Here is a 14,012-nt window from a genome sequence, read left to right as displayed (position 1 = left end):
GGACTCAACAATATCCCCAAGCGCTATTTCTCTTCTGCAGAACGATTTTGGTGGGCTTATGTGGTAGCAGAACAGTTTCATTTGAGCCCACGCGAAGTTAAAGAATGGCCGGCCGAAGATGTGATGGAGGCTCTTGCTTATATACGAATGGTGAGTGCCAGAGGGGGTGGAGCAGGATGAACACTTTGCGTGAATTTGTCGTCAGCGTCGTGCTTCGCGACGAAGCAACAAGACCGCTGCAAAATGTGTACCGGGCGACAGATCGCATTCGTGCGGCGTTCTCCCGTTTTGGCACACAATCATCCAAAGCGAATGAACAAGTCAGTGAGTCCGCTCGGAAAATGGAGCGGGTCTATCGAGATGCAAACGGGCGCCTTCGAGATGAATTAGGACGTTTTGTATCCGAAAGTCAACGCGCTGGCAAAGCCGTCCGTTCGTTTCAATCTTCTGTTGAACGTGCGAGCGGATCCGTTGGCCGTTTCTCGAATAACGCGGACCATGCTGTTTCTTCCCTCAAGAGCATGGCCGTTCATGCGCTTGGCGCTGTTTCCGCCTATCAAGCGTTGGGACGAGCGGTTAAAGAAGCAGCACAATTTGAACAGTCCAAAGTGCTGATCGAAGCGATGTTCAACAATCAAAAAGCGGCCAACGAATACATGCAGATGCTCCAACGGGTTGCCGTGGATTCGCCTGTATTGAATTCGCAAGACATGTTCGCGAATTCGAAGTCGTTCATTTCCCTTACCAAAGACGTTAAGACGTTGGAGCGTGCTTGGAAAGTAGTAGAAAAGTTGAATGTCATGGATCCGGCGCAAGGAGTCGAAGGAGCCGTTTTGGCTATGAGGGAACTAGCAAGCGGCGATGTCGTTTCTATGGTGGAACGGTTTGAGATGCCTCGTTCTGCCGTCAAGGCGATTAAAGACCTGCCATTCGAACAACAAGTCAAAGCGCTAGATCAATTGTTGTCCAAAATGAACATCACTGACAAAGTTGTTCAGAAAATGGGGGACACCACTTTATCCCAATGGAACCGATTTAAAGAAATGACATCGATCGCATTCCGTGATGCCGGGAAATCGGCGAACAGTGAATTAGGGGGAGCTCTTCGGAAAATTAACGATTTGCTGGAAAAAGGAGCACTGAACAACTTTGTGCGCTCTGTCGATAGTTGGTTGGGAAGGACAATCGATCGCATCATCGGTTTTGGCCTAGCAGCAAAACGGTACATTCAGCCAGCCGCGCAGTTCTTTCGCGAGAACGCGAGCAGCATCAAAGCGGTCGCTTCGGCGTTAGGAGCAATGATGATCGTTGGAAAAGTAACCGGGTTATTGAAGGGGTTGTTTTCTGTTGTACGGATGAATCCGGTTGTACTTCTTGTAACAGGCGCGGCTCTGTTGTTGGATAAGTTGTTCGGCATGGATAAGGTCATAGATACAGTCAAAAACGCTTTCAAAGGCCTCTATGACATCTTCATGTCTCTTTTTTATGATACGGGAGAAGTCGGGGATATTTTGACGAAAATGGGTTTTTCCCCGCAAACCGCCGCAAAAATGGATGCGGTTTTGCAACAAGTGCGAGACGGTTTCGATGTGGTAAAACAGGCGGTTCGTGATTTTGTTGTTAAAGTGGTCATCCCGCTCATGCCTCAAGCACAAGAAATGATAGAAAGTGCGTTCAAACTGGCGAAGCCGGCGATTGGATTTGTTGTGGATTTATTCGGCGCGGCCATTGAGGTCATCAAAACATTTGTCCAAAAGGTGGTTGTTCCGTCATTCCCGACAGTGAAAGACATCATTTCCACGACGTTTAACATCATCACACCTATTTTAAAAATTGCGGCTAGGGCGTTTCAAGCAGTGTCAACTGTGGTGATGTTCCTAATTAAAAATGTGGTCATCCCGCTCATTCCTAAAATTGTCCCGTCCATTCAGTCGATGTGGAAAGTGGTAGGCCCTATCTTAAAAGCGCTGGCTAAACTATTCCAAGGGGTTTCTGATGCGATTGAGTGGGCGATCAGCATGTTCGGCAGGTTTGTCAAAGCGGCTAAAAAAATTCCGCAGGAAGTGGCTCGAATCATCAACAATGTGGTAGACGGAATCAATTGGGTGTTGGGCAAAATTGGCGTGAAGACTCGTATCCCCAAGTGGGAACCGCCTAAATATGCCAAAGGGACTCGACACCACCCAGGCGGGTTTGCAATTGTCGGCGACGGCGGAGGACCTGAGTTAATTCGCACACCGTCGGGGCAAGTCGGATTGTCTCCAAACCGAAGCACACTCACCTACTTACCGAAAGGGACGGAAGTATTGCCGCATGAGAAAACGAAAATGTTGTTGAATTCAGAGATAATACCAGCCTACAAAGACGGTGCAGGCGACGGCCTTTTGCATCGGGCGTGGGAAGCGGCAAAGGGAGTTGTCGGGCAGGCGAAGGACATCGCGATTGACGTTTGGTCCTTGATTACCCGCCCGAGTCAATTGATGAAAAAAGTGTGGGAACAATTTGGGGTTTCAACCCAAACTATGAGCGGCGGCCTTGGAGAGCTCATAAAAGGGGCGTTGTCACTCATAAAAGGAAAAGCGTCCGACTTCGTGAAAAGGAAATTAAATTCGTTCCTTTCTTTTGGAAGCGGAGTTCCGAACAGCGTGTCAAATTGGGTTCGTGCTGCCATGGCGATTACCGGCGTTCCTGCTTCCTGGTTCCGACCACTCATCACCATCGCGATGAAAGAGTCTGGTGGGAATCCAAGAGCAATCAACTTATGGGACGTCAACGCTAAACGCGGCACGCCATCGAAAGGGTTATTTCAAACGATCGACCCAACATTCAACCGATATAAACTGCCGGGGATGAACGACATTTGGAACCCCATCCACAATGCGGTTGCGGCCATTCGATATATGATCGCTCGATACGGGTCTGTGTTCAACGTGCCTGGAATCCGCAACATGATGAAGGGAAAAGGATATGTCGGATACCGTGAAGGTGGGGTGGCGACAGAACCCCAGATTGCCGCTCTAGCCGAAAGCGGCTGGAAGGAGTATATCATCCCGACTGAACCGCGACTAAGAAACAGGGCGCGGTCGTTGTTGTCGCAGGCGAACACAGAGCTCGGATACAACTCGAATCAACGTCCGTCTGTTGTGTTCTCGCCGAGAGTAGACATCCATGTGACGGCGGCGGATGTTCAGTCGGCGGGCAACTTGGAAACGGCGATCAATCGCAAACTAGAAGAGATGTGGCAAATGTTCCTAGACATTTATGCGACGGAGGTGGTTCGTTAATGGCCAAGCTAGGAAATTATAATCTATTTGTCATTAGTGAATCGCCTCAATTTTCTGTAGAGACGACGTCTTATCCTGTTGAAAAAGGCATTGCTTTTACCGACCATGTAAAACCGGAACCGGAAACACTCAACATTGAGGTATTCTTGAGCGGGGCGAACTATCAAAAGGTGTTAGATCAACTCAAAAACAGTATGTACAAAGGCGAAATTATGACCTACGCCGGTCGTTTCATCTTACGAAACGTCATTATCGAGAGCATTTCAGCCAGCGCGGATAAGAGCGCCAAAAACGGCGTTCAAATTTCTTTATCATTGAAACAAATCCGTGTGGCCGTGACGCCGTATACCAAACCTAAAACCAAGTCTCCTACCAACAGCGGAAAAAAGCAACCAACACCCAAAAAAACGAGCACCGCTGTCTATCATGTGATAAAAAAAGGCGACACCTATTGGTGGTTGGCGAAAAAATACGGAACAACGGTCACAAATTTACGAAAACTCAACCCTGCCGTTGACGAAAAAAAACTGCAAATCGGCAGTAAGATTAGGGTGAAATGATATGCAAATCATTGAGATTGATAAAGAAAACCTGCCGGAGCAATTCGATATTGAGCTGGGAACAGAACTGTTCACAATGGAAGTGAACTACAATGAGACCGGCGACTTTTTTACGATCGACCTATACCAATACGACAACCCCGAACCGCTTGTATTAGGGGAAAAGCTGATGTACGGCCAGCCGCTGTTTCAGGGTATTGCGGACAGTCGTTTCCCAGCGCCGACGATCGTCCCTCTCGACTTGTCAGGGAAAGAAACACGAGTGTCGTGGGATAACTTCGGTGTGACCGTATTCCTGGTGATTGACGATGGCGAATAATCAACTGTTTGGCCGTGTCATCCGAGTCAAAACGAGTGGTCTCACGTTCACGAATGATAACCTAGAGATTCGCTTTTCTGTCCCCTTTGACGACGACCCAAAACCCAACGTATCAAAAGTTGAGATTTTTAACCTATCACAAGACACGATCAACCGAATCAAGCGTGGGCAAACCTGCACGATTGAAGCCGGCTACCGCGGCGACTATGGAGTGATCGCCAGCGGCAAGGTGACAAGTGTCTTAACGAGCCGGGATGGAGTTGATAAAATTACGACCATCACCGTCATGGAAGGCGATGACTATTCGCGGATCAAGGTGGATAAAAAAAGCTCGACGGATAAGAAAACGCTGAAAATCGCGTTTAAGAAGGGGGCGAAAGCGTCTACGATCATTAAACGGTTATGCAGTGTCCTAGGGATCAAGCTGGCCTACATGAAACTTCCGAAAGATGTCGTATACAAAAATGGGTATACCGTGACAGGACTCATTCTGAACAACTTGGAGGAAGTCGTGAGAGATTGCGGCGCCTCGATGTACTACCGGCGTGGACAAATGGTGATTCGAAGCATTAAGGAGGGGACAGACGAACGATTCATTTTGAAAGAAGATACCGGACTGATCGAAAGCCCGGAACCGTTCGAAGAAGAAGGGGTAAAGGGATACAAAGTGAAATGTCTGCTCCAACACCGGATCACTACGGCCAGCATCATCGAAATCAGCAGCAAAACAGCGAAAGGAAAATACCGTGTCCGAAAAGGAGAGCACCGAGCGGACGGAAATGACTTTGTCACCGAATTTGAGGTGATTTAATGTGGCAAAAGACACAAAGTTTCTCGATGCCTTTGCGCGGCAAATCAAGCTATCCATCCATACGATCGCTCCGGCAAAGGTAGTTCGATTTCATGAAGAAAAGAGGACGGCGGACATTCAGCTGTTGTTCATGACTGTATATGCCGACGGGACAAAGGAAGCGTATGGGATGTTAGAAGATGTCCCAGTCATGTTCCAGCGATTTAAAGTTGACAGTGGTTCACCCGCTACCTATATGCCGTACTTGCAACCAGGCGATATTGTGGTTGTAGGATTTGCCGAGCGCGCGCTGGACAACTTGACTGACCGCCCATTTGACCCGGAATATCACCGCACCCATAGCGTGCAAGATGCCATCGTATTGGGGGTGCTGAAATGAGAGCGCCAAAGATTATGGATGGGGATTTGGTGTTTGAAAACGGTGATGTCGTGATGGTGGATGGAGATGAGGAACTAGCCCAGTCACTTGAAACCATCTTTCGAACAAGAAGAGGCGAGTGGTTTCTCAATGAACGGTTTGGTTTGGATTTTGAACCGTTTTTAACCAAACGTTTTGACGAGACCCTGGCGACTGACGCAATCGCAGAAGCGGCGGCGCAGGAAGAACGGATTCAACAAGTGGAGAACGTCACGTTTCAGCGGGACGGAAGAAAGCTCACGGTGAACGCCACGTTTGTGAAATCAGACGGGCGGCCGCTCCAAGTAGAGGGGGTGAGCATCCTTGCTTGATAAAAATGGATTCAAGCGGAAACGATACAGCGACTTGATCGATGACATGACGCTAAAAGCTAAGGAGTTGTTCGGCGAAGATGTAAACTTAAGTGAGAAATCGTTTCTTGGTATCCTCATTCGTTTATACGCATGGTTTTTAGCGATCATATGGGAAGTAGCAGAGAAGGTGTACAACAGTGGTTATATGCATAAGGCAGAAGGAATTCAACTCGATCGCAAGGCATGGGAATTTGGGATTACCCGTTTACAAGAAGCGAACGCACAAGGAACGATCGAAATACATGGCACACCCGGTTTTGTCGTCGAAGAAGGAACGCTGTTTGAAACCGACAAAGGGATTTTGTTTGAGCTGACAACAGATATTACACTCGACGAAAACGGAGTGGGAACAGGCGACGTCGTTTGTACGGAAGCCGGTACAAAAGGAAATGTTGCCGCGAATACCATCACGATTATAAGCAATCCAAACGAAAATATTATGAGTGTCACTAACCCCTCCCCGACATCAGGTGGGCGGGAACGGGAAACAGACGCAGAATTTTTCGAACGATACCAACAAACATTGTCGGGGTTGGGTTCCACGAGCACAGATTCTATCCGCGCAGAGTTATTGAAACTGAACGGCGTCCGTGCCGCGGTGGTCATCGAAAACACGAAATCAACACCCGATGAGGCGGGAAGGCCCCCAAAAAGCATTTCGGTGTACGTGCTTGGTGGTGATGCAAACGAGATTGCACAAGTCATCTTTAGCAAGAAAGCGGCTGGAATTGAAGCATACGGAACGGATCAAGTTCAAGTGTTGGATATGGCTGGATATCCCCATACCATCGGATTTAGTCGAGCCACGGAAGTGCCGATTGCGGTTCAGCTTACGATTAAGAAAAATGATCGATTCCCTGGCGATGGCGTCCAACGGGTAAAAACGGAGATTATTAAATATATTGGCGGTACGGATGCAGATGGGGCGTCCTACACCGGATTAAACATGGGAGAAGCTGTCGTGTTCTCGAAACTTATTAATCAAGTATATCGTGTTGATGGGGTTGAGGATGTGCAATTACTTGTCGGTGTGAAAGGGCAGACACTGGGAACAAGCAACGTTACGATGGATATTACCGAGGTCGCTCAAATTTCTCATGCGGATATTGAGGTGCAGGTCGTATGAGTTTCTTTGCTGATATGTTGAACCGATTAACAGATGTATATCAGAAAAACCCGCAAAGCAACATTGGAAAAGTCATTAAAATTCTAACAGATGAGTTAGACTTGCTGAAAACAACGTTTGACCGCATAGAAGAATGGAAGGATGTTGACAAGGCAGAAGGCGCCGTATTGGATGATATGGGTGTCAACGTGGGACAACCGCGAGGATCGGCAACAGATGAAATTTACCGGGTGTTACTTCGTTCCAAGGTCGCACGGAATTTTTCGGACGGTACGATCAATACGATTATCCGTGTCATTTCCATCGCAGTCAATGCAGATCCGAAAGAAGTTCAGATACAAGAATTGTACAATGACACGAACCGTCCGGAGCCTGCCGCTATTGGACTTATTCAAATTCCAATCCGAAAGTTGAATGAAGTTGGAATGTCACCCAAACAATTCGCGCAAATCGTACAAAAAACAGTAGCGGCAGGAGTTCGAGTGGCAAGCATTGAATTGGCCGGCACATTTTCTTTCTCGTCACAACCAATAGCGATGGAAAACGATAGCTTATCAGGTTTTTCCGACTTGTCCGGGAGTACCGGGGGATACTTTGGCGCCGCATTCAACGGTATGGACGAAACTTTGCCAATGTAAAGGGGTGAAAGCATGCCTTTTGACCAAAATCAACTGCCAACATGGAACAAAGAAGGGGTAGAACCGCCGCAAAGTTTAAAGGATAATGGTTGGCAACCAAATCAAAAACCTCCCGCTGACTATTTCAACTGGTTCTTTAACAAGGTGTATAAAGCATTGCAATCTCTTTTTGCAAACGCACAACACAAGGACGAAAAAGGACAGCCAAACGGGTATGCCGGTTTGGATGGAAATGCAAAAGTACCAACAAGCCAACTACCGGTTGCTACTCCTACAACACTAGGAGCCATGTCCGCGTCCGACAAAACCAAACTCGACGGCATCGAGCCAGGGGCGCAACGAAACACGGTGACAAGCGTCAACAACAAAACCGGCGCTGTCACCCTCACCGCTTCCGATGTCGGAGCCAGCCCAGCAGGACATACACATACATTCGCAGAGATCACAAGCAAACCGACTACGTTATCGGGATATGGGATCACAGACGCGATTCCCGCATCGCAAAAAGGCGCAGCGAACGGCGTTGCTTCACTTGATGGAAGCACAAAAGTGCCAACATCTCAATTGCCGAGCGCAAGCACAAGCGCTCCGGGGATTGTTCAATTAGTTGATTCGACATCCAGCACTAGCACGACACAAGCGCCGACAGCAAATGCGGTGAAACAAGTGAATGATGCAGTTGTTGCGCATTCGGCGGATACTACGAAGCACGTAACAGCCGCAGAAAGAGCGGCTTGGAACAGCGCAGAAGCAAACGCAAAAGCCTACACAGATACAGCACCGGAAGCGATGCAAAGGAATTTAGGAGTTTTTAATGTTTATAAAAGTGGAAAAGACAGCAACGGTATTTTCACAACCGTTGAATACAAACGGACTAATGGAAAGTTATTTGCTCGTTCTGTATTAAGCGGAGGAACAAGCCCGCAATACACAACACGCACGATTACTTATTACGCCGCCGATGGAACAACAGTTATTCGGACTGACACATATACAATTGTTTATGATGCTGACGGCGATTTGATAAGCGAGGTGAAACAATAATGCCATTGATTGATATTAGGGAACATGGTGGGCAATTTGGCGGGGGTATGCGTTTAAAAAACGATAATACTATACTAAACATTGTAAAATCGACATCGTATAATTTCTTTTACGGAGGTTATCGTGCCGCTTATAATGACGAAGCAGACGGACTAATTTTTATTGCTTTTAACAATTCTACCGGTGGAGATTACCACGTAGAATGTTTTGACCGTAATCTGAATAAAAAATTTCAAACGCCTAGTTTTGCTGATTCTATTGAATCAGTTGCTAGAGATGATACACATTTTTATGTTTCTAGTAGACCGTCAACGCTTTGGAAATTCCCAATTGTTTCAAGCGGAATTCCGACGCAAGTATGGACTTTTACTATTCCTAACAACCAAGTCTATCCTGCTATGCAAGTAAGAAATGGGAAGGTTTATGGAATTAATAACTATTTGTTAAGAATTGAGGTTATTAATTCATCCGGTCAATTAGAAAACACTATTCCTATTACAGCATCAGCTACACTTATGGAAATGGATAAAGACGGCTATCTCTATGTCTATGATTTGAACAGAGAGCTTTATAAAATTGACCCTGTAACAAAACAAAAGTTATGGACAGTAACGGGATTAACTGTTAATGGTAGTAACCCTTCATTTCTTAAACAGAGCGAAAACTATATTTTTGCTATAACAACTGCTAATCAGATTACGAAAGTTGACAAACAGACAGGAGCAGTTATAGGAACAAAAAATTTCAGCACCACCGCTAATCGAATAGGTTTTGACCGATTTGGAAATTCTTTTATATATTACAGTGGACAAAGCGGAGTTACTTTTACAGGCAAAGAAAATCATCAAGTAAGTATTTATGTACAGACTAACATTACATTAGAAAATTTATACGGAGTTAAAAAACCTTTTTCAGTCGGCTCGATGATTCAAGTATTAGACTTTTATTATGCATTAAGGGGGTAATTAATATGTTCATTGTTTATCGTTCAGATAATCATGAAGTTGAAACAATTTTATATGACCACCGGTTGATTACGGATGAAATGAAAGAAAGAGGATTTTTTGTTGACTCGTTGCCAACAATCGATAATACGTTGGTGGGTAAATATGGCGTTTTAGTAGCAGACCCAGCAACAAAAACAGTATCAGTTGAATATCGAGACAGACCACTAACACCAGAAGAAAAACTACAACTAATTGAACAAGAAAACCGAGAATTAAAAAATCAAATCGAAATAATGCAACAAGCAATGGATGAATTATTATTAGGAGGTATGTGAAATGGCGGCATATTTAGCGCAACGTATCATTGATGGAGCTTATACTTATGATTTTGTCACTAGTCGGCGACCGGATTTAAAAGAAGGAATCGACGCTTATCTTCGTGAAAAAGGACGCGAAGATTTAATTACACAATAGGACGATACTGTGCAATAAACGCCGGGGAGGCGTATTTTTTTATGTCGAGGTGATGACATGGATACGCGGATTGCAAAATTGGAGGCAGACGTAGATATGTTGCGCAACGACATGGTAGACGTGAAAACGAGATTAGCCGTTGCCGAGTCGAACATCAAAGACATGCGCGAAGATATTGGCACAATCAAAAACAACACAACGTGGATTTTACGGTTGATCATCGGCGGCATCGTGGGAGCGGTGCTGTCTTTTATTTTGAGAGGAGGGATTCAATGATGGAGCAAATTATATCCATCGAGTTTACGGCTTACATCGCACTGGCTGTCTTGCTTTATGCGATCCGGCAGGCAGCCAACATCCCGAACCGCTATATCCCGCTTGTCGCGGTTGTGCTGGGCGTGGCATTCTCGGCGTTCGAGAGCCGCGCTTTTTCGTTTGACGTGCTGATCGTCGGGCTGAAATATGCACTCTACGGCATTGGTTCGGTGGCGGCGATTAAATATGCGATTGAAAAAGTAGAAGGGGATGATAAATAATGGTACGTATCGTTTTAGACGCGGGACATGGCGGAAAAGATAGCGGAGCTGTAGGAAACGGGTTGAGAGAAAAAGACTTGACGTTGAACATCGTCAAAAAAATCGGTAATTTGCTTGCTGAATACGAGGGCGTAGAAGTACATTACACCCGTACAGACGACCGATTTCTTGAACTTTCCGAACGCGCGGAGATTGCAAATCGGTTGAAAGCAGACTATTTCATTTCTGTTCACATTAACGCCGGAGGCGGAACGGGGTTCGAGTCGTATATTTATAACGGAAACGTCAGCTCGGCAACAATCGCATATCAAAACGTGATTCATTCGGAGATCATGAAAGCAATTGGCAACGTGACTGATCGTGGTAAAAAGCGAGCCAACTATGCAGTATTGCGCGAAACGCATATGCCAGCATTATTGACAGAGAATTTGTTTATCGACAACAAAAATGATGCGGCCAAACTGGACAGTGAACAGTTCCTTTTGCAAGTCGCACATGGTCATGTACAAGGCATTGTCAAAGCTTTCGGTCTCAAGAAAAAAGCGACCCCTCAACCACAACAAAAAGTGTCTGACAAAAAATTATACCGCGTGCAAGTCGGGGCGTTTGCCGACCGGAAAAACGCAGAACGACTTGCAGAAGAATTGAAGAAAAAAGGGTATCCAGTGTTTATCACTGACTAATCCCCTGCCTCTTGGCAGGGCTTTTTTTATTTTTGTGGAATGAAGTATTGGGAGGTGATTCCGTGTTCGAAATCGTCGGCAGATTACGTTGTCCAGTTTGTTCGGAGCCGGTTCAGCCGGATGAAAAAGTGTTCCTCGACATTATTAACACCATTATCCACAAAAAATGTTACTACCAATCTTCACGCCGTCTCCCGATCAAAGATGAAGGCCCATTCCAGAAAATGCTTCTAAAATATCCATTTTTCAAATAGAAAAACCCTTCTCATTCAAGAAGGACATTTTTTTATTTTCATGCAACACCCTTGCTAGTATAATGTTGGCAGGGGGGTGTTAAAATGAAAAACATATGGAAAAAGTGGTGGTTTTGGGCTATTCTTGTGGTTTTATTTATTATCGGAAGTGTGACCGGTAACAGCGACGATGGGCAACAAGCGCAACCAGCATCGAAGCCAAAAACTACGCAGGAAGAGAAGGGGGATACACAAGAAAAACAGCAGGAAACAACTGATAAGCAGCAACAAACTAAAAAGGATACAGAACAACAGACAACCAACAAAACCTTTTTGACTAAAGATGAATTTAATAAACGATTTAAGCTCGATTCTAGTGAAAAACAGTATGAGAATGGCAAGTTTCAATTAAAAGACGGTTCAACCATAAACGCGGATTACTTAACGTATGGCAAATCCGAATTGTTTACATATGCTACAGCAACCTTTTATCAAGGAAAATTGGTTCATCTTCAAGTTGAAACCGATAAATCACTCGAAGAAATACTTAAAGGACTGGGAATAACGACTACAAAAGACACCAAAGTGGAAACCCAGAATTGGGGAGATACATTTGTACATGACATTACGTTTGATAAGAAATTTGATATTTCCAATATTGATGTTTTACCAAGTGAATGGAATTAATGAAGCCTACTCGTTTTGAGTAGGCTCTTTTTGTTTTACTCCTCTTTTACAATCCAGATATCCTCGATTATCACGTTCTTTCCTGTGATTTTGGTTAATTCCCTCGCAATCTTGTATGCATTTTCGAGATTCGGTAGAGCATGACCATTAATAATTCCGCTTAATGTATTCTTTCCAATTCCTACACGCTTAGCAAATTTCTCATTTGTAAATGACGGGTCCTTTGCTTTAATTTCAGCGAGTATCACTCTTAATCGGCATTCGAACCTCAATTGCTCCCCCATATCAATCACCTCATTTTAAGGTATTCTACATAGCGACTTGATCCCCTTTTTTGAATGTTGTTCCAAAGAGATGAAATAAATTTCATAGGACAAGTTCTAACGGACAAACAATGGTTCATAGGTTTAAACCAGATAGCGAACAGATTACAACTAAGCCGCTAAAACAGACGAAGTTTTCAACCGCTTTTTAACCATTTTCAAAGGAGGGATACGATGATACTTGGCATTGACGCGGGAAATCGGAAAACGAAGGTGGTGACGGCCGAAGGAGCGTATTTATTCGAGTCGGCGATGGGCGAGTATCGGGAACGGCGGCTGAAAGACCGTTTTGGCGAAGATGACATGGTGTTTGAGTATGAGGGAAGACGAGGATTTGCCGGAACGCTAGCGCTGTATGAATCCGAATTTGTCGGTACACGAAAAGGGGAAACCAAAGCGCACGAGGAAGCCAAACTACGCGTGCTGCTAGCTATCCATCGCTACTCGTGCGACATGGTCAATGACATTGTCGTCGGCCAGCCGATCAGCACGCACACCGAGGAAGAAAAGAAGAAAATTATTGATATGCTGAAAGGGGAACACATCCTCGCAGTGGACTATGGAGATGGGTTCATTGAAAAGAAAATCGTCATCCGCCGTGTTCGCGTGGCCGTTGAGGGATGTTCCGCCGTTTTGACACAGCCGACGCACGGACTTGTACGGATCATCGACGTTGGAAGTGGCACGATCAATTTTGGCACGGTTGACGATATGCGATTAGTTGACCGAGACAGCTTTACAGAGCGATTCGGGTTAGAAACGATCAAATCCCGCGACTATGCCGCGTTGGCTCGCAAAATCGCCAACACTGCACTAACTAAATGGAATGAGTTTGACATCGTGAAGTTAATTGGAGGCGGAGCGATCCCGTTGATTGACCATTTGCGAGCTTATTTCCCGAATTGTGAATTATTGCAACCAATGCACAACGGAAAAGTATTGTCTCCGGTATTCGCCAATGTCGTAGCCTTTTATCGGATCGGAGAGGTGTTGTATGGGGAAAGACATTAAGACCAAGGGCGTATCGTTCAATGTGGTAGATCCGCATCAACGGAGGCTATATGAACACGCGAGTCGCCACACCAATTTTTCTGCCTATGTGAAGTCGCTGATCCAGCGCGATATGGAAGGTAGCCACTCCGTTTCGTCTGTCGAAACCAAACCATCGTTTGATGTGAGGATAGTTAGCGAATTTGTATAGCAGCTGATCCGAAGAACACGAAACAGCATCCTAACTCACTGGTAATACTGCCGTTTTGATTGGTATGACTGTTTCCTCATTTCCAGTCATACCATCGCCGCAAAAGAAACGGCCCCGGCCGTCTGAGCCGGAGCCACGCTAGTACCGCGCGATACCGCTTGCGGTAATAGCGTATGCACGGTGGATGAGAAATATGCCTGTTCAGCCATACCTACCGTTCGACAAATTCAGTGGAGCGGTATGACCAAAAAGGAGCATTCCCGTTAGGAGCTTTTCCGGGGACTTGATCAAAAAAAGCCCTCTTGGTATGATGCAGGGGTGTCAAACACATCACTCACCATACCAAGGAGGACTTCAGATGAATTGTACACAAAA

At 45.6% G+C, this 14,012-nt stretch carries 19 protein-coding genes; 18 read left to right on the top strand and 1 reads right to left on the bottom strand.

The features are described from left to right. Nucleotides 1-185 precede the first annotated feature (185 nt). The 17 genes from ACVBDQ_RS00095 (at nt 186) to ACVBDQ_RS00015 (ending at nt 12,113) form a co-directional block, all read left to right on the top strand. The gene (locus tag ACVBDQ_RS00095) at nt 186-3,284 is read left to right on the top strand and encodes a transglycosylase SLT domain-containing protein (RefSeq protein ID WP_446662949.1); all 3,099 of its coding nucleotides are present in this window, start codon (nt 186-188) and stop codon (nt 3,282-3,284) included. After that, complete coding sequence (locus ACVBDQ_RS00090; RefSeq protein ID WP_446662948.1) at nt 3,284-3,844, top strand: LysM peptidoglycan-binding domain-containing protein; 561 nt, start codon at nt 3,284-3,286, stop codon at nt 3,842-3,844. The genes ACVBDQ_RS00095 and ACVBDQ_RS00090 overlap by 1 nt, the downstream gene beginning before the upstream one ends. A 1-nt stretch (nt 3,845) precedes the next feature. Continuing rightward, nucleotides 3,846-4,163 carry a phage baseplate plug family protein gene (locus ACVBDQ_RS00085; RefSeq protein WP_446662947.1) on the top strand — a complete coding sequence of 106 codons (318 nt, stop codon included), beginning with the start codon at nt 3,846-3,848 and terminating at the stop codon, nt 4,161-4,163. Further along, a complete protein-coding gene (locus tag ACVBDQ_RS00080) occupies nt 4,153-4,974 on the top strand; it encodes a phage protein (RefSeq protein WP_446662946.1) in 822 nt (273 codons plus the stop codon). Before ACVBDQ_RS00085 ends, ACVBDQ_RS00080 begins: the two co-directional genes overlap by 11 nt. Nucleotide 4,975: 1 nt before the next feature. Further along, on the top strand, nt 4,976-5,353 hold the full coding sequence (locus ACVBDQ_RS00075; RefSeq protein ID WP_446662945.1) for a Gp138 family membrane-puncturing spike protein: 378 nt from the start codon (nt 4,976-4,978) through the stop codon (nt 5,351-5,353). After that, nucleotides 5,350-5,703 carry a DUF2634 domain-containing protein gene (locus tag ACVBDQ_RS00070; RefSeq protein ID WP_446662944.1) on the top strand — a complete coding sequence of 118 codons (354 nt, stop codon included), beginning with the start codon at nt 5,350-5,352 and terminating at the stop codon, nt 5,701-5,703. Before ACVBDQ_RS00075 ends, ACVBDQ_RS00070 begins: the two co-directional genes overlap by 4 nt. Beyond that, nucleotides 5,696-6,871: a baseplate J/gp47 family protein gene (locus tag ACVBDQ_RS00065; RefSeq protein WP_446662943.1), complete on the top strand. Its 1,176-nt coding sequence runs from the start codon at nt 5,696-5,698 to the stop codon at nt 6,869-6,871. Before ACVBDQ_RS00070 ends, ACVBDQ_RS00065 begins: the two co-directional genes overlap by 8 nt. Continuing rightward, nucleotides 6,868-7,509: a hypothetical protein gene (locus ACVBDQ_RS00060; protein ID WP_446662942.1), complete on the top strand. Its 642-nt coding sequence runs from the start codon at nt 6,868-6,870 to the stop codon at nt 7,507-7,509. The genes ACVBDQ_RS00065 and ACVBDQ_RS00060 overlap by 4 nt, the downstream gene beginning before the upstream one ends. 12 nt (nt 7,510-7,521) lie before the next feature. Continuing rightward, a complete protein-coding gene (locus ACVBDQ_RS00055; protein ID WP_446662941.1) occupies nt 7,522-8,553 on the top strand; it encodes a tail fiber protein in 1,032 nt (343 codons plus the stop codon). Continuing rightward, the gene (locus ACVBDQ_RS00050; RefSeq protein ID WP_446662940.1) at nt 8,553-9,518 is read left to right on the top strand and encodes a YncE family protein; all 966 of its coding nucleotides are present in this window, start codon (nt 8,553-8,555) and stop codon (nt 9,516-9,518) included. The genes ACVBDQ_RS00055 and ACVBDQ_RS00050 overlap by 1 nt, the downstream gene beginning before the upstream one ends. Before the next feature lie 5 nt (nt 9,519-9,523). Next, nucleotides 9,524-9,835 carry a hypothetical protein gene (locus ACVBDQ_RS00045; RefSeq protein ID WP_446662939.1) on the top strand — a complete coding sequence of 104 codons (312 nt, stop codon included), beginning with the start codon at nt 9,524-9,526 and terminating at the stop codon, nt 9,833-9,835. Nucleotide 9,836: 1 nt separating this feature from the next. Continuing rightward, nucleotides 9,837-9,974, top strand: a complete 138-nt coding sequence (locus ACVBDQ_RS00040; protein ID WP_446662938.1) for a hypothetical protein — start codon at nt 9,837-9,839, stop codon at nt 9,972-9,974. Between the two features lie 57 nt (nt 9,975-10,031). Next, a complete protein-coding gene (locus ACVBDQ_RS00035; RefSeq protein WP_446662937.1) occupies nt 10,032-10,250 on the top strand; it encodes a hemolysin XhlA family protein in 219 nt (72 codons plus the stop codon). After that, nucleotides 10,250-10,510, top strand: coding sequence for a hypothetical protein (locus ACVBDQ_RS00030; RefSeq protein ID WP_446662936.1), 261 nt, complete (start codon nt 10,250-10,252; stop codon nt 10,508-10,510). The genes ACVBDQ_RS00035 and ACVBDQ_RS00030 overlap by 1 nt, the downstream gene beginning before the upstream one ends. Next, the gene (locus ACVBDQ_RS00025) at nt 10,510-11,193 is read left to right on the top strand and encodes an N-acetylmuramoyl-L-alanine amidase (RefSeq protein WP_446662935.1); all 684 of its coding nucleotides are present in this window, start codon (nt 10,510-10,512) and stop codon (nt 11,191-11,193) included. The genes ACVBDQ_RS00030 and ACVBDQ_RS00025 overlap by 1 nt, the downstream gene beginning before the upstream one ends. Before the next feature lie 62 nt (nt 11,194-11,255). Then, the gene (locus tag ACVBDQ_RS00020) at nt 11,256-11,447 is read left to right on the top strand and encodes a hypothetical protein (RefSeq protein ID WP_446662934.1); all 192 of its coding nucleotides are present in this window, start codon (nt 11,256-11,258) and stop codon (nt 11,445-11,447) included. Between the two features lie 84 nt (nt 11,448-11,531). After that, complete coding sequence (locus ACVBDQ_RS00015) at nt 11,532-12,113, top strand: hypothetical protein (RefSeq protein WP_446662933.1); 582 nt, start codon at nt 11,532-11,534, stop codon at nt 12,111-12,113. Between the two features lie 35 nt (nt 12,114-12,148). Here the strand turns inward: ACVBDQ_RS00015 and ACVBDQ_RS00010 are convergent, their stop codons facing one another. After that, nucleotides 12,149-12,397 carry a helix-turn-helix transcriptional regulator gene (locus ACVBDQ_RS00010; protein ID WP_446662932.1) on the bottom strand — a complete coding sequence of 83 codons (249 nt, stop codon included), beginning with the start codon at nt 12,395-12,397 and terminating at the stop codon, nt 12,149-12,151. Between the two features lie 213 nt (nt 12,398-12,610). On the opposite strand from ACVBDQ_RS00010, the gene ACVBDQ_RS00005 reads away from it, so the two are divergent. Then, nucleotides 12,611-13,447, top strand: a complete 837-nt coding sequence (locus tag ACVBDQ_RS00005) for a ParM/StbA family protein (RefSeq protein WP_016062776.1) — start codon at nt 12,611-12,613, stop codon at nt 13,445-13,447. Nucleotides 13,448-14,012 lie beyond the last annotated feature (565 nt).

The sequence above is a fragment of the Geobacillus sp. CCR genome (genome assembly GCF_052906625.1).
Note: the sequence above shows the minus strand (reverse complement) of the source record. Positions and strands in the feature narration are given on the sequence as shown.